Origin of the sequence: Leptolyngbya sp. ST-U4 (assembly GCF_039962215.1) — a bacterium.
GTDB lineage: Bacteria > Cyanobacteriota > Cyanobacteriia > Elainellales > Elainellaceae > Leptolyngbya_A.
The window spans coordinates 55,201-70,280 of sequence record NZ_JAMPKZ010000005.1; the positions used below are offsets into that span (position 1 = coordinate 55,201).

General features: G+C 50.9%; 13 protein-coding genes and 1 other RNA gene. 8 read left to right on the forward strand and 6 right to left on the reverse strand.

Annotated elements, in window-relative coordinates; all coding sequences use genetic code 11:
* Positions 1-2 precede the first annotated feature (2 nt).
* From NDA02_RS10735 to NDA02_RS10750, 4 genes are all read left to right on the forward strand, one after another.
* Entirely contained in the window at positions 3-1,586 is a 1,584-nt protein-coding gene (locus NDA02_RS10735; protein WP_190789888.1) for an HlyD family type I secretion periplasmic adaptor subunit, read from the forward strand.
* Positions 1,587-1,658: 72 nt separating this feature from the next.
* Positions 1,659-1,755: signal recognition particle sRNA small type (gene ffs / locus NDA02_RS10740), an RNA gene on the forward strand.
* 170 nt (positions 1,756-1,925) lie between these two features.
* Positions 1,926-2,321, forward strand: a complete 396-nt coding sequence (locus NDA02_RS10745; RefSeq protein ID WP_190789887.1) for a hypothetical protein — start codon at positions 1,926-1,928, stop codon at positions 2,319-2,321.
* 44 nt (positions 2,322-2,365) lie between these two features.
* Positions 2,366-2,845 carry a hypothetical protein gene (locus NDA02_RS10750; RefSeq protein ID WP_190789886.1) on the forward strand — a complete coding sequence of 160 codons (480 nt, stop codon included), beginning with the start codon at positions 2,366-2,368 and terminating at the stop codon, positions 2,843-2,845.
* A 142-nt stretch (positions 2,846-2,987) separates the two neighbouring features.
* Here NDA02_RS10750 and pabB read toward each other — a convergent pair whose 3' ends face one another.
* Positions 2,988-4,859, reverse strand: coding sequence for an aminodeoxychorismate synthase component I (gene pabB / locus NDA02_RS10755; protein WP_206755020.1), 1,872 nt, complete (start codon positions 4,857-4,859; stop codon positions 2,988-2,990).
* A gap of 321 nt (positions 4,860-5,180) precedes the next feature.
* On the opposite strand from pabB, the gene NDA02_RS10760 reads away from it, so the two are divergent.
* A complete protein-coding gene (locus NDA02_RS10760) occupies positions 5,181-6,287 on the forward strand; it encodes a nucleotide-diphospho-sugar transferase (RefSeq protein ID WP_190789884.1) in 1,107 nt (368 codons plus the stop codon).
* Here the strand turns inward: NDA02_RS10760 and NDA02_RS10765 are convergent.
* Together NDA02_RS10765 and NDA02_RS10770 are read right to left on the reverse strand one after the other, a co-directional pair.
* Positions 6,284-8,836 (reverse strand): PAS domain S-box protein, encoded by a 2,553-nt coding sequence (locus tag NDA02_RS10765; RefSeq protein WP_348254941.1) that lies wholly within the window; start codon positions 8,834-8,836, stop codon positions 6,284-6,286. The genes NDA02_RS10760 and NDA02_RS10765 overlap by 4 nt on opposite strands.
* A gap of 283 nt (positions 8,837-9,119) precedes the next feature.
* Positions 9,120-9,440: a thioredoxin family protein gene (locus tag NDA02_RS10770; protein WP_190793066.1), complete on the reverse strand. Its 321-nt coding sequence runs from the start codon at positions 9,438-9,440 to the stop codon at positions 9,120-9,122.
* A gap of 235 nt (positions 9,441-9,675) precedes the next feature.
* On the opposite strand from NDA02_RS10770, the gene NDA02_RS10775 reads away from it, so the two are divergent.
* Positions 9,676-9,912, forward strand: coding sequence for a glycosyltransferase (locus NDA02_RS10775; RefSeq protein ID WP_199296681.1), 237 nt, complete (start codon positions 9,676-9,678; stop codon positions 9,910-9,912).
* Positions 9,905-10,144: a hypothetical protein gene (locus NDA02_RS10780; protein WP_199296680.1), complete on the forward strand. Its 240-nt coding sequence runs from the start codon at positions 9,905-9,907 to the stop codon at positions 10,142-10,144. Before NDA02_RS10775 ends, NDA02_RS10780 begins: the two co-directional genes overlap by 8 nt.
* A 219-nt stretch (positions 10,145-10,363) precedes the next feature.
* Here NDA02_RS10780 and NDA02_RS10785 read toward each other — a convergent pair whose 3' ends face one another.
* Together NDA02_RS10785 and NDA02_RS10790 are read right to left on the reverse strand one after the other, a co-directional pair.
* Complete coding sequence (locus NDA02_RS10785; protein ID WP_190793065.1) at positions 10,364-10,588, reverse strand: hypothetical protein; 225 nt, start codon at positions 10,586-10,588, stop codon at positions 10,364-10,366.
* Between the two features lie 272 nt (positions 10,589-10,860).
* Entirely contained in the window at positions 10,861-12,015 is a 1,155-nt protein-coding gene (locus tag NDA02_RS10790; protein WP_190793064.1) for a potassium channel family protein, read from the reverse strand.
* 99 nt (positions 12,016-12,114) lie between these two features.
* On the opposite strand from NDA02_RS10790, the gene NDA02_RS10795 reads away from it, so the two are divergent.
* Positions 12,115-13,671: a mercuric reductase gene (locus NDA02_RS10795; protein ID WP_190793063.1), complete on the forward strand. Its 1,557-nt coding sequence runs from the start codon at positions 12,115-12,117 to the stop codon at positions 13,669-13,671.
* Positions 13,672-13,677: 6 nt separating this feature from the next.
* Here NDA02_RS10795 and NDA02_RS10800 read toward each other — a convergent pair whose 3' ends face one another.
* Positions 13,678-14,991 carry an aminopeptidase P N-terminal domain-containing protein gene (locus tag NDA02_RS10800; RefSeq protein WP_190793062.1) on the reverse strand — a complete coding sequence of 438 codons (1,314 nt, stop codon included), beginning with the start codon at positions 14,989-14,991 and terminating at the stop codon, positions 13,678-13,680.
* Between the last annotated feature and the right edge of the window lie 89 nt (positions 14,992-15,080).

The window sequence follows — 15,080 nt, forward strand, 5'->3', positions numbered from 1 at the left end:
CAATGAACGGAAGGAACGGAGCCGGAAAAAACGGCAAATCGAGCAGTCTTGCCCCCCTGAAAGTGCCCGCTCACCAAAACGGCAACGGCAAACAGAGCCGGGCGGAGCTAGCAGAGACCGGAGCTGCTGAAGATAAGCTGATTCGGGCAGAATCCTTCGATCAGCCAATTCTGTTGCAGCAAACTAGTTTGTGGTCGCGCTGTATTCTCTGGGGGATTATGGGCGTGGCTGGCTTTGTGATCGTCTGGGCAGCGGTTGCTCAAATCGAAGAAGCCGTTCCTGCTGCCGGACAGCTCCAGCCTGAACAAAGCGTGCAGCCCATTCAGGCTCCGGTGGGCGGTGTGGTGCAGGAAATCCTGGTGAAAGATGGGCAGAGCGTGAACAAAGGCGATCTGCTGATTCGGTTTGACCCAACGGCTGCGGCAGCCCAGGAAAAATCGCTCGAACAGGTCAAAGCCTCGCTGACTCGCCAGAATCAGTTTTACCGTTCTCAGTTGGCGGGTTCTGTGGCTCCCAGTTTAGCGACCGCTCAGCAGCTTAATCTGTCTCCCGAAGTGCTGTCGCTCACCGAAAACCGCTCAGCTCTGCTGGCTGAAAATCAGCTTTATCGGGCACAGTTCGGCGGCAGCGGTGCAGGTCTTTCGCCAGAGCAGCAGATTCGTCTGCAAGCCAGCCAACAGGAATCTAGCACCAGAGCGGCGGCGGCTCAGTTTGAAGTGGCTCAGCTTCAACAGCAGCTTACCCAGACCGAACAGCAGCTTGCCTCGACCCGGCAAAGTCTAGCAATCGACGAAAAAATTTATAGCGATCTGGCTCCGCTATTGGTTGACGGCGGCATTGCCCGAATTCAGGTGGTGAAGCAAGAGCAGCAGGTGATTCAGTCCCGGTCAGAAGCCAATCGTTTGGCTCAGGAAGCGGCACGGCTGCGCTTTTCGATCGCCCAGGCTCAGCAAAAGCTGCAAAATACTGTTGCCACTACCAACACTGATCTGCTCAGCAAAATTGCTGAAAACGACAAAAGAATTGCGGACATTGATAGCCAAATCAATAAGGCGATTCTAGACAACGAAAACCGCATTTCTGAAATTGACAGCCAGCTCAGCCAGGCGAAACAAACCCTGCGCTATCAGGAACTTCGGGCGCCGATCGATGGCGTTGTCTTTGATCTGCAAGCTAAGGGATCCGGATTTGTCGCGAACAGTACCGAGCCGATTCTGAAAATTGTGCCGAGCAATGCGCTGGTGGCTGAGGTCTTTATCACCAATCAGGACATTGGCTTTGTTGCCGAAGGATTGCCGGTCGATGTGCGCGTAGACTCGTTTCCATTTAGTGAATTTGGCGATATCAAAGGCAAAATCATCAACATTGGCTCGGATGCGCTACCGCCGGATCAAAACCATCAGTTTTATCGTTTTCCGGCAAAGATTCAGCTTGATCAGCAGTATCTTGCAGTGAACGGCAACAAGATTCCGCTCCAATCCGGGATGTCGATCAGCGCGAACATCATTACCCGCAAGCGCTCGGTGATGAGCATCTTTACCGATTCCTTCTCGCGGAAAGTGGATAGCGTTAGAACGGTTCGATAACTTCGAGAACGGTTCGATCGCCGTTTGGAACAACAATTCGCGATCGGCTTCTCGATGTGCTATTCTAAAAGAGACCTGGACTCATGCAATTACAACGCCCAAACTTTGTCAGGACCGGAAGGTAGCAGCAATACGGGATGCTTGCAATCGGCGTGAACTCCGGGTCTTTTTGTTGGATGGTTATTTGTTGAATAGTTTTAATTAAGTAATTCCATTGATTTTTATTGGGTAATTTCCCCTCAGGTGGTTGGGTAATTTCCCGCTCAGGAGCAGCGACGGAACCGATCGCATTTTGTAAGCTAGAGAAAAACTAGTCCTTGCAAACAGGAAGCTTCAGCGATGGCAGGTCTTGGTGATTTCGTTCAAAAAGCATTTTATTTAGGTGTGGGAGCTGCCTCCTACGCGGCTGAAAAAGCAGGCGGTAAACTAGCAGGTTTGCGGGTTCAGGCGCAAAAGCTGGCAGACGAGATGGTGGCACGCGGCGAGATTACTGCCGAAGATGCGAAGCGGATAGTCGATGAAATGATGAATCGGGCACAGCAAGAGCAGCCGTCTGTGAATGAGCCGCGATCGACCGAACCGCGCCGGATTGAGATTTTAACCGACGACGAACCTGAGCCTGCCGCGGACGCTGCCGCGGAGACGAAAGCCGCTGGACCGGAATCTAATGTCGATGACTTGCGAGCACAAGTTGCAAAACTTCAAGAAGAACTGCGGCGGCTCAAACGAGAGTAGAGTAGTCACAATAGGCAACTCACTAAACATTACCTTCGCAGTTTATGGATGGCTGGCAACAGGATTGGCTCCGGTCTTTAGACTCGGTGACGAAAGAAGTGGAGCAATTTTTTGAAAACGTTGGGCGTGAATTAGATGATTTCGCAGATGCTGTGATTGAGTTTTCCGAAGAAGTGATGGAAGAAGTGGAGCGATCGATCGTTCCGAAACTCGATCAGTTGGATCATCAAATTGCGGATTGGGTTGAACCCGTGATTCAGATAGTTCTGGGCATGGAAACCACGCTCGATCGTGCCGTTGAACCTGTGACGCACACCGTTGAACCCTGGCTGAATCAACATCCGGTTTGTATTGGCTGTCAGCATTACCACGGGCAAGTTTATGGCGGAAATTTGCTGATTTGTGCCATGCATCCCTTTGGCATAGAAGAGGGCGTTGATCAGTGCGCGGATAAGGAACTCGTTTCCTGGTCGTTTCCTGCCCTGCATTCCCAATCCTCTGACCTGACTGATGATCAGTACTAAGCAACTTGCCGATTTTTCTCTGAATATTCCGGGCGAGCTGCTGCTTATCCGTAGAAGGAATTGGTAGATGCACCCTGATTGTTCCCCTGGTTCACCCAGGGGATTTTTTATTTGTCGCCATCTGGGTTCGCCTGTAACAGGTTCAACTTTTAACTGTAACCAGTTCAACCGCAACAAATTTTCGCACCGAGTTAATCAACCCGATTCGATCGCATTCACTCAATTCGCTGATTTGAATCCTTCGTTCTTTCAGCTTGTTTGTTGCCAGCAGTTCTGCGCGATAGGTTCCCGCTAATAAACCCGATTCGATCGGCGGTGTAAAAGCCTGTCCATCTTTTTCTATCACTAAATTTCCAATACAAAATTCTGTAACTTCTCCTCGATCGTTCCACAGCAAGACTTCTTCTGCGGGAAAACAGGCTTGCTTAACCCGTTCATAAATCGATCGTTCTGTGGTTTTGTGATACAGGAAGGGATAATTTGAGTCGATTGGAAAAGGGGCAAGCTGAGCTCTGATCGTATGTTGGGCAGTGGCCCAAGGCCGATAGCTTAATTCAAACTTGCCCGATCGCGAAACGGTTAGATGTACTTTATATTCCTGACCTGCTCCTCTGCTCAACCTGCTTTCTCCATCCTTCATTGAAGAATTGAGAGAACCTATGGAGGACTGCCGACATTCCGCTAACATTCGATCGGCTTGCTCCAGAAGTGCCTGCTCAAGGGTCACAAGATCGATCGCATTGCCAAAATAATCGGCGGATTGTTGCAAACGCTGAAGGTGACGCTCGAGCAAGAAATATCCGGTTGTGGGTGTCCAGAGAATGGTTTCGAGCAGATCAAAAGCGGGCTGCGATCGGGTGAGAATTTGCGCTTTGGTGTAGCACTCTTGCAGTTCGGCAGTGTCGGCTGAATCCCACACAATGCCACCTCCGGTTCCGTATTCTGCGGTGTGTGTGGTGCGATCAATCAGAATGGTGCGAATTGCGACGTTGAACTGAGCTTTCAGCGATGTCCCTGCTCCGGGTTGAATCCAACCGATCGTTCCGGTATAGAGCCTGCGAGGATCGGTTTCCAGTGCTGTAATAATTTCCATTGTGCGGGCTTTCGGCGCACCCGTAATCGAGGCAGGCGGAAACATTGCCTGAAAAATCTCGGTCATCGACGCAGCTGTATTACACTGCACAGTGCTGGTCATTTGCCACAGCGTCGGATATTGCTCCAGGTCAAACAGTCCGGGAACTGAGACAGAACCAACCTCGGCGATCTGTCCCATGTCGTTTCGCACCATGTCTACGATCATCAGATTTTCTGCCCGATTTTTCTCAGACAGAGTCAGTTCAATCGCCTGCTGACAGTCGCGCTCATGCCATAGCCCACGGGCGATCGTACCTTTCATCGGACGCGAAACCAGCCGACGATTCTCCAGGGTAAAAAACAGTTCCGGGGATGCCGAGCAGATATACCAGTCGGGAAGCTGCAAAAACGCGCCATAGCCCGCACCCTGCGCCTGAATTAACTGCAAGAAAAGCTGAAACGGATCGCTCTCGAAAGCCGATCGCAGCCGAAATGTATAGTTGACCTGATAGGTATCTCCGGCGTGAATTCTGTGCTTAATTTGCTGAATTGCCGATCGATATTCTCCATCCCCAATTGATGGCTGCCAATCGAGCGGCGACAGAGAAACTGGATTCGCAGGCAGTTCAACAATCTGCGGCGGAGCAAATAGCCCAAACCAGATCAGGGGAAAATTAGCCGGGTGAACGGTCAGTGTTAGATCAAAGGCAGGAGCGGCTTCATAGGCAATCATTCCAGCAGCGTGAAGCGATTCGCGGGTGACCCGCTGTTCAATGTCTTGCAGCATGGGCACGACCTGATCGATCGCCTGTGTCGTGTAAATTGCGATCGGCTGCTGAAACAAAAGCCACTGACGGCGATCCGCATCGTGTAGCAAAATTGAATGATTAGACAGCGAAAAATCAGGCTGGGCAGCAGTCATCGGCTCTTTCCATCGCACAGGCTTTAATTATGGCGAATTTATAGCGAACCTATGGCGGACAAAAGTCGAATTTATAGCGAATTAATTACAGGTCGATCGTGCATTTTATTCGATCGTTGCTGTGAGTGTATCCGGTTCTACAAGTAATTCTGTTCATGAGAGTTATATCATCTATATTTCGAGGGATGGAGGAGGGATCGAGGATTGCCTAAAATCGCCTCAATTTATGAATCAAATTATTAGATTCAAATTATTAGATTCAAATCACTGATTCAACCTGACGATTTTCAGAACCTTCTAACCCTGATCCTCTGATTCTCTCAATCTGCTCCAAGCCCTATGGTGATTTGCATTGCAGAAGATCGTCAGCGCGAAGAAATTGCAGTCAAGCTGCTGCTGCTCAGTCTGGCAAAACACTGTCCCCATGTGCCAATTGAACTGTTCTTTCCGCCTGCTACGGAAGCGTTTAAAGCCTGGGCTGCTGCCCTGCCGCAGGTTCATCTCAGAACTACGCCGATCGCCACGGCTGCGGGATGGGATATTAAACCCTACGCGCTGCTGAAGCTGCTAACAGAAGGACACCGTGAAGTCTGGTGGATTGATTCCGACATTATCGTGACCCGCGATTTTCGACAAACGATCGCCCCCCTGACCGACGCTGATTTGGTAATTGCGGAAGAGGCGTTATACGGTCACTATCGCGATGAAGGCTATCGGGCGCGGGCGTGGGGATTTGCGATCGGGCGCAGCTTGCCCTTCAATCTCAATTCGGGTGTGATGCGAGTGACGCAGGCGCATCGATTGTTGTTGCAGCAGTGGCAGCAGTTGCTCGAAACCGAGGTGTATCAGCAGGCACAGCAGCAGCCCTACGGTCAAAAGCCGTTTCATCTGTTTGGCGATCAGGACGTGTTGACTGCACTGCTCAGCACTCAAGAGTTTGCCCATATTCCACTGCGGATTCTAAAGCGCGGCACAGCCATTATTCAATACTTTGGGCTTGCCGGATATACGATCGCCGAGCGGCTGCAAAATCTGGTTGACGGAATGCCGCCGTTTATCCACGCGCAGCGCGAAAAACCCTGGCATCGATCGCTTATTCCACCTGGGCTTAAGCCGTTGCGGCCCTATTTAGACTTTGTGCAAATGGATATTTCGCCCTATTGCTTTGCCGCAGCCCCGTATCGATCGCAGCTTGCCGAAGATCTGCCCTGGCTGGACGCGCACTCGCGCCTGGGCAAAATCCTACGTGGATTAGGCTTGGGAAATGCTGCATTCACAGGTTTGCCGATCGCCCTCGGCTACAGTGTAATTCGTGCGATTAAACAAATGCGGGGAATCGACGATCGGTTCGATCCGCAGCAGGCGTATCAGCGAGTGATTCTTGCTCAGACTGATGAACAAACAGCGGGAAAGGCGAGCGTGGAGAAAGTGGAAACAATATATTAACTGCTCTGGAGTTTCAGTCGGGTTTGGATCAGGTTAAACAAATGGTTGAGCTGCACAGGCTTCGTCAAGTATTCATCGGCTCCGGCTGTAAGACAGCGTTCGCGATCGCCCGGCATTGCCAGCGCAGTCAGCGCAAATATCGGAATATTCGCGGTTGCAGCATACCGACGCAGAGCATCGATCGCCTGTAGACCGTTCAGGCGGGGAAGCTGAATATCCATCAAAATCAGGTGGGGCAAATAGGATCGAGCGAGATCGATCGCCTCGATACCGTCTTTTGCCAGCAGGATGTGAAAGCCCTTTGCCTGCAAATAGTTCATCAGGGTCATAACATTATCGGGATGGTCTTCCGCCACCAGAATCACGGGCTGCATTGCACCCTGAGCACTCGTCGCGGCGGCGCAAACAGGTAAGCCCGAAGCCCGCTCAGCCGAAGACGAATGGGATTGCGAGAACCGCCAGGGCAACAAAATGGTGAAGCAGCTTCCTTGTCCCGGTTGGCTATCGACTAAAATTTGACCGCCATGCAGTTCCACAATTTGTTTGACCAGAACTAGCCCCAGACCCGTTCCTTCATAGCGACGAGAGAGGCTGCTATCAATTTGGACAAAAGCCTGGAATAGCTTTTCGAGATCGGCAGGGGCAATGCCAATTCCTGTATCGGTAACGCTGCACTGCAACCACTGCGTGGCTGGACTGCCCTTGGCCTTTAGCGTGACCGAGCCGCCCTCTGGTGTGAACTTGACTGCATTACTAAGCAGATTGATGAGCACTTGACGTATGCGACGTTCGTCTAATTGAATCGATGCAGAAGGATTAGCAAGCTCAAGGTTGAGCGAAATGCTTTTCTCGTGTGCCTGATGCCTCACAAAGTCAAGACTGTCTTCGCAGAGTTCCTCGATCGAAACCGGAGCAATTTGAAGTTCAAGCTTGCCCGCCTCGATTTTTGCCAGATCGAGAATGTCGTTAATCAGCTCAAGCAGGTGACTGCCGCTGTTTTGAATTGTGACGAGAAACTGTCGCTGCTTGTCATTAATCGCTCCAAAAACTTCGGTTTGCAGCACTTCAGATAAGCCCATGATCGCGTTGAGCGGGGTTCGCAGTTCATGGCTCATATTCGCGAGAAATTCATCTTTCAGGCGGGTTGCTTGGGCAAGTTCCAGATTGGTTACTGCTAAATGCTCATTAGCGCGTCGGAGCTGTTCTTCAGCCTGCTGTCGCTGGTATTGCAGTGCCTTCTTCTCGGTAATATCTTCTGACATGCCGAGACTGTAAAGTGGATGACCTTGAGAATCACGCATCAGTGCGACCGTTACATTGCACCAGATGACTTCGCCCTGTTTACGAATAAAGCGTTTTTCCATTTGAAAACTGGTCTGTTCGCCGTTCATCAAGGTATCAACCCGCTGGAGATCCGGTTCAAGATCTTCGGGGTGAGTAATATCCCTCAGGGTAAGACTGGACATTTCCGCATCGTCATAGCCTAGAAGCTGTCGGTGCGCGGGATTGTAGCGCACCAGTTTGTACTGATCCTGCACATCGAAGATTATGATTCCCATCGGGGCATTTTCAAAAATGCTGCGAAGCTGCTCCTCGCTCTGCCGAAGGGTCAATTGGGAGCGTTCCAGGGCGTGAGTGCGTTCCTGAACCCGCCGTTCTAGCTCTTGATTAAGCTGCTGGAGGTCGGTCTGCATCTGCTCAAGGGCTGCTTCGCGCTGTTTGGCTTTAGTAATGTTGACGCCAATTCCTAATGCGGCATAGGTGTTGCGATCGGCAAGGAAAAGGGGGCGCTTTTGCCATTGATACCATTGCTGCTGCCCATTGATCGCGATCTCCTCTTCGGCGATAAATAGGGGCTGTCGGTTTTGAATGACTGCGGCATTCTGGGCCATAAATTCTTGCACGAGGTGCGGATCTTCGACCAGATCTGCAATTTTTTTGCCGATTAAATCTTCGACTGTAGTGCTGTAGTAATCTGCTAAGGCTTGATTCGCAAGCACATAGCGTCCTTCCAGGTCTTTCACAAAGATCAGGCTGGGATCGGTATCAATGACGGTACGAAGAAAATCTTGCTGCTGCTGAAGCTGTGCTTTGGCACGAACGCGATCGGTAATATCCTGCAAAATTCCGACCAGACGAACAGATTGAGCATCGTAGTACCAGCATCCTTTTTCACAGAGCCATTGAACTCGGTTGTCGAGGTGCTGCACCTGATATTCAATGCTGTAGCTCGATCGATCGGTGAGTGCAGTATTAATCGCGCGATTCACCTGTTCTTGATCGTCTGGGTGGAGTCGATCGCGCCATTGGCAATAAGAGACAGGGGAAATTACGGGAGAGATTTCGGCAGAGAGTCCAAGCAGGCGAGCAACTTGAGGATTCCACAAGACCTGATCGCGATCGAGATGCCATTCCCAGCAGCCAATTTCTGCCAGTTCAATCGCAGCCGCACAGGTATCAGACAGAAGGCTTTCGGGTCGGAAGGGTGCTTGATCAGTGAGACGATAGGAAGCTGGTTCTCTGAGCAGGCGATCGTTGGGAGAAGACATTGCATTTACGTTAGCAGGCAACTTGCGGTACTGCGAGGGCTAGGATAGCGAAAATCATCAGTTCTTGCGGTGCCTAATTTCCCTGTGAAAAATTAAAAAGTGACTCAAAAAATCATTAGCCAAGGCAAGACGACCGGGCAAGAACTGAGATCGATCAGGAAACGTTTCTCATCAATTTCGCAAAAACTCATTGCGGGCGATCGATTAAGGCAACATATCAGGCAACCTACTAAGGCAACATGTCCAAGATGCCCATCCGCCCAGGCAGAATTTCGAGCAATGCTCAGGGAGAATCATTCTGAGCGAGAACTTCCTGAAGCTTCGTGCGAAACTCACCCTTAGGATGCGCCCCTTTCACTTCTCCGATGATTTTGAAATCTGCTTCGGGCGACGCACAAATCAGGTAGGTGGGCCAGCCCATTTCTGCTTTATCAGGATATTGCGCCAGGAGAATTTTGCGATATTTGCGGTAGGTGGCAGTATCCTGCATCTTGACATCTACAAAGTCTAAACCCAGTTCTGAGACGACTTTCTGGTCATAAAATGCCATTTTGTGGCACAGTCCACAATCTTCTGAAGAAAATTTGATAACGGCTACACTCATAGATTTTCTCTGGTTCTCAAAAACGATCGAATTCGCTTGGGATAACGACTGTGCAATGACTCCTTCGATTCTATTGAATCAACCGGGGTCTGAAAACCAGTTTACAGGGGAGAGACTGCAAAGGCTTGGGGTGGGGAAGCTTGGGATAGGAAAGAGGGTTTGAGGAATCGCTTGCCAGAGCAGCAATGACTTTTCCCCGTTCAGTGATGTTGCCGATCGAACAAGGAAAACAAGAATGAGTCAGCCCCACGTGAGCGTTGTCATTCCTACCTACAACTGCGATCGATTCTTGCCCAAAGCGATTGAGAGCGTGCTGCGGCAAACCATGACTCAGCATGAAGCGATTGTGATTGATGATGGTTCAACGGATAACACAGCCGCTGTTTTGCAGCATTATCAGGACAGGTATGCTGTTTCGGCAAGATTGGCTGCTGCAATCAGGCGGATTCGCTCGGCGATTGTCGATGTCTGAAGAGACGAAACTGGTGCTCTGGCTGGCGCGATCGCGCTGTGAGGCAGAGTGGCTGTGGCAGGTGACGGTTAGCTATCGGCAGCGCGAAGACAACGCCACCCATAAAGAACTGCTCCAGGCAGAATCTCTGTCTGCCATTCTGGCTGAATTTTTTTCCCAGGGTGAGCTGCCAGAATCAATTCGGCTGCTAGAGAACTCGGTGTGCTACAACATGCTGGTCTGGCTTGCCTAGTATCTCTACCACACCGGACATTTGGCAGAGGCAGTGCGCTTTCTTAAGCAGGCTTATTTCTATTCCGCCTATTCTCCAATAGAGGCGATCGTTCACTAGGCAAATTGCTTCGCCGAGTTTTCTAAAAGCTGGCACAGCAAGTTTGACGTGCAGCAACTCCGGCGATCGAGCGAGTGGCGGCAATTAATCCAGTAGATTGTAGGAAGAAGTTCGGGGTGCTTAAAGGAAGCACTTGACCTGATGCCAGTTTTGCTGCTCATCCTGGCAGTAGTAGCAGCCTTCCCACCAGATGCACTGACGATAAGATTGCTCGACTTCTCTGCTTTTCCTGGGCTGCTCATCGCTCAACAGCGCAACAATTTCCTGCTTGCGATCGATCGTTTTGGCAGCAGCAGCATCGAGCGTTTTTTGCAGAGAGTGCTCAGTCAGGTTTGATGGGATCACAGTAAACCTCACAAGAAATGGCAGTAAACAAATATCAACAGCAGAGGAAGATTGAAGAATCTTAATCCCTTTATGTTCTGTTGTAACTCGCGAACCAAGGGCAAAAATAGACTCTTTAGTATTATTTAATTTCTATGATTGATATGACTAAAGCTCTATTGATGCGGTTCCAGGCTCTCGCGAATTTTAGACCCAGCCTTATATAAAGCTTGAACAGATAAAGCTTGAGCAGATAAAACTTGAACAGTAACCGCAGCCCGATCGGGTTCTGATTAAATCAGCGGCGGAGCAATCGTCCAGCCTGTTTCGCGCACAATTTTGCTTTCGGAGGGCGCAACCTGATTCCAGCGGTAGCCCATGTAGTGAGCGATCGCCATGACGTAAGGCTCCCAGCGACGGCGCATTTTAATATATTCCTGAACCCCTGCTTCGACATCGGGCACGGTTTCAATGTCTTCCTGGCGTAGCCGCTCGATCGCCTGAAGATATCGCTGTCGCAAAATAAAGTCATCCTCTCCAGCCATTTTGAAGCTGCGCTGGGGCAGAAACGTATAAGACAGTTCCATCAGCAAATGCTGTCCGCCGTTTGCCAGTCCTGCAACAACCGTGGAACGAATAAAGGCACGATAGCGATCGGGATGAAGAGCCGTATTAATCAGCGTCACCGTATCCATTGCCAGCCAGACAATTCGCGCGAGGGAATACAGGTCATTCTCAAAGCGAAAATAGTGAACGACAGGATAAGCATGGTGTGATTCCAGCAGGGTCAACAAGCTTTCGGCAATTTTCGCCACATCGTCGCGGGCATCGTTAAAGTCTCCGGCTGCGCCCATGCGGGCAACCAGTTCGGCGGCATCGGCTTTTCCCATTGTGCGGTGGTGCAGCATCAGCGCAAGGATATTTCGCTGACTCAACGCGCTGTAAATCGCCATCAGGTAGGTAATAGTGAGCGTAAAAATGGCAAATCCCAGCCCTGCTTCGATCACGGTTACGATCCGAACCCAGTCCGATCGCGGCACCAAATCGCCCACTCCTAGCGTCGTAAAGACATAGCCGCTGTAATACAGCGCCGTGCTAAAGCTAATCGGCGTCAGACCTTCGCTCGCCTGAATTTCCATCCCCAATTCTGTCCAGTACACGCAGGCAAAGCCTACAATCAAAAGCACAGTCCAGGCAGAAACCACCAAAATCAGCAGGGTTGGACCACAAAACGATAAAATTGCTGCACCGAATCGCTCCGATCGCTGAATCGCTGCTCCAAGCCTGGCAATTCGCTGAAATAGCCGCCAGGTTCCTTTGCTGATCGCCGTACTCAGCCATCCCTTACCGCTGCGGGGATAGAGCACGATCAAATAAATATCAATCAGCGAGATTAGAATCAGGACAACTCCAACCAATTGGATTAGCCTATCGAACAAGGGGTGCATAGTTACGGTGCGATACGATAACGGTGTGACGGCGCAAAATCAGCATTCACAGCCTAGACTGCCGGACTCAACTGCAAACCCTGCCGCAGGACTTAAATCATGAGTGCCCCTGTCTCTAACTCCTTTCGTTCTCCCGTCCCCATTGCCCCTCTCGATCAATACAATCAGCGTCTCGTTGAGCGGTTGCATCCACCGGACTGGATCAATCCTGAACCTGCCCGACGCTATGACCTGGTTGTAGTTGGCGGAGGCGCAGCCGGACTGGTGACGGCAGGGGGAGCGGCTTTGCTGGGTGCAAAAGTGGCTCTTGTTGAAAAGCATTTGCTGGGCGGAGACTGCACTAATGTGGGCTGTGTGCCTTCTAAAACGCTAATTCGATCGGCAAGAGTGGCAGAAACTGCGCGATCGGCAGCAGACTATGGCATCGAAACCGGAGCGGTAAAGGTTAATTTTGCGGCAGTGATGGAGCGGCTACGGCGCATTCGATCGGACATTAGCGTGCATGATTCTGCCCGTCGCTTTCAGGATGAGTTTGGCGTGGATGTGTTTTTTGGGATGGCAAGCTTTGCCGACTCAGACCGTATCACCGTTGCCGGAAAAACACTGTGCTTCAAAAAAGCTGTCTTGGCCACCGGAAGCTACCCCTCAATTCCCTTGATTCCCGGACTGGATGCCGCAGGTTATCTCACCAACGAAACCGTCTTTTCAATCACCGATCGCCCTGCAAACCTGGCAATTATCGGCGGCGGCTATATCGGCTGCGAAATGGCACAGACCTTCCAGCGGCTAGGTTCACAGGTGGCGCTGTTTGTGCGGGGCGATCGCCTTCTGAGTCAGGAAGATCCCGATGCGTCTGAGATTATTCGGCAGCAGCTTGAACAGGCGGGAATTCAAATTCTGCTTAACAGTAAGATCTTGGGTGTGAATGGTTCGGACACAGGTAAGACGATCGAATACGAACAAAATCAGCAAGCCCAGAAGATAACCATTGATGAAATTCTGGTGGCAACCGGGCGATCGGTCAACGTAGACGGCATGAACCTCGATCGCGTTAATGTGGAGTACAGCGATAAAGGCATTGTGGTGAATGATTATCTACAAACCACCAATCCCAGAATTTATGCGGTCGGTGATAGCTGCCTGAAATGGAAATTTACCCATGCCGCAAACGCAGCCGCACGAGTTTTATTACAGAATGCGCTGTTCGCAGTTGGCGGCATTGGACGCAAAAATATTAACTCTTTGGTGATGCCCTACACCGTTTACACTGAACCCGAAGTCGCCCACGTGGGAATGCATCTTGCAGAAATTCAGGCACAAAATATTCCCGTTGAAACCCTGTGCCAGCCTCTTACCAAAGTCGATCGCGCCGTGGTTGACAGTGAAACGATCGGCTTTGCCAAAGTCCATCTCAAGCGCGGAACCGATCGCATCTTGGGCGCAACGATTGTCAGTCCTCAGGCAGGTGAACTGATTACGCTCTTCACTCAGGCAATGACGAATGGATTGGGACTGAAAGCGATCGCCAAAACGATTTATCCCTACCCGACGCAGGCAGAACTCATTCGCAATCTGGCAGATGAGTACAGTATCCGGCAGCTTCAGTCGCTCAAGCCGATTACGTCTCGCTGGCTTGCCTGGACGCACGGCGGCTAGTGCAAATTAACGCTCCAAATCCTCGATCATCTTCGGCACACCTGCCGTCAAATTCTCATATCCTTCCGGTGTCACCAGCACATCATCTTCAATGCGAATGCCAATGCCGTGCCAGCGGGGATCAACGGCAGGCTGTCCTTCCGCAGGTTGAATGTGAGGTGAGATATAAATTCCAGGTTCCACAGTAAGCACCTGTCCCGGCTCTAGACTATGGGGTGTTTCGCCGTGCTGATAAACGCCCACATCATGCACATCCAGCCCCAGCCAGTGCCCGGTGCGGTGCATATAAAACGGCTTGTATTTCTCTTCTTGGATGATCTCCTCAATGTTGCCCTGAAGCAGTCCCAGATCAATTAATCCCTCTACGATCACTCGCACTGCAACATCGTGGGTTTGCTTGTAAGGATTGCCGGGATACACCTGGGCGATCGATTGACGCTGAGCCTCCAGCACAATTTCGTAAATTGCTTTTTGCTCCTCAGTGAATTTGCCGTTTACCGGAAAGGTGCGCGTGATATCGGAGTTGTAGTAGCCGTAGGCGCAGCCTGCATCAATTAACAGCAAGTCATCGTCCTGCATCTGGCGCGTGTTTTCGGTGTAGTGCAGAATGCAGGCATTTTCCCCTGATGCCACGATCGATGGATAAGCCGGACCGATCGCCCCCTGCAAACGAAAGGTATGCTCAATTTCCGCCTGCACCTGATATTCATAGTGACCCGGACGCGCAAAATCCATCGCTCGCTGGTGAGCCTCGATCGCAATTTCTGCCGCTTTTCGCATCAGATCCAGTTCGGCTGCGCTTTTAATTTGCCGCATCGGGTGGAGGAGGGCGATCGGATTTTCGAGTGCAACGGGACCGTAGCCCTTGCGGGGGTAGGTTCTCAAAAGCTGCTGCCAGTGCTTCAGAATCGTTTCGTTAAATGCTTTGTCGCGGCCAATCGAGTAAAAGATGCGATCGGCTGGCTCGAGATACTGGGGCAGTTTTTCTTCAAGTTCATCGATCGGATACACGATATCTGCGCCGAACTGTTCTTTGGCAGCTTCCACTCCGACTCGATAGCCCGACCAGGTTTCTTTCTCCAGATCCTTCGGGCGCACAAACAGAATAAATCGATGCTCTTCATGGTGCGGCGCAAGTACGGCAACGGCTCCCGGCTCATCGAATCCGGTCAGGTAATAAAAGTCGCTGTCCTGCCGAAAGTTGTACTCTACGTCATTGTGCATTGTTGCCAGCGGCGCACTGCGAAACACTGCCGTTCCTTTTCCCAGCTTTGCCATTAGGGTTGCGCGACGCTGAGCATATTCCGTTGCCGTAATCATGGGATTTGAGGATAGGGATTACATCAAGATTGCTAGTGTTCTCTACTTTAGCGAGTTCAGCTTTCAGATTCCAATCATCATGGACGATC

Bases quoted from the DNA above. Each gene is read 5' to 3' on its own strand.
- NDA02_RS10735 (WP_190789888.1), top strand. From the start codon at position 3: ATGAACGGAAGGAACGGAGCCGGAAAAAACGGCAAATCGAGCAGTCTT.
- NDA02_RS10745 (WP_190789887.1), top strand. From the start codon at position 1,926: ATGGCAGGTCTTGGTGATTTCGTTCAAAAAGCATTTTATTTAGGTGTG.
- NDA02_RS10750 (WP_190789886.1), top strand. From the start codon at position 2,366: ATGGATGGCTGGCAACAGGATTGGCTCCGGTCTTTAGACTCGGTGACG.
- NDA02_RS10760 (WP_190789884.1), top strand. From the start codon at position 5,181: ATGGTGATTTGCATTGCAGAAGATCGTCAGCGCGAAGAAATTGCAGTC.
- NDA02_RS10765 (WP_348254941.1), bottom strand. From the start codon at position 8,836: ATGTCTTCTCCCAACGATCGCCTGCTCAGAGAACCAGCTTCCTATCGT.
- NDA02_RS10770 (WP_190793066.1), bottom strand. From the start codon at position 9,440: ATGAGTGTAGCCGTTATCAAATTTTCTTCAGAAGATTGTGGACTGTGC.
- NDA02_RS10775 (WP_199296681.1), top strand. From the start codon at position 9,676: ATGAGTCAGCCCCACGTGAGCGTTGTCATTCCTACCTACAACTGCGAT.
- NDA02_RS10780 (WP_199296680.1), top strand. From the start codon at position 9,905: ATGTCTGAAGAGACGAAACTGGTGCTCTGGCTGGCGCGATCGCGCTGT.
- NDA02_RS10790 (WP_190793064.1), bottom strand. From the start codon at position 12,015: ATGCACCCCTTGTTCGATAGGCTAATCCAATTGGTTGGAGTTGTCCTG.
- NDA02_RS10795 (WP_190793063.1), top strand. From the start codon at position 12,115: ATGAGTGCCCCTGTCTCTAACTCCTTTCGTTCTCCCGTCCCCATTGCC.
- NDA02_RS10800 (WP_190793062.1), bottom strand. From the start codon at position 14,991: ATGATTACGGCAACGGAATATGCTCAGCGTCGCGCAACCCTAATGGCA.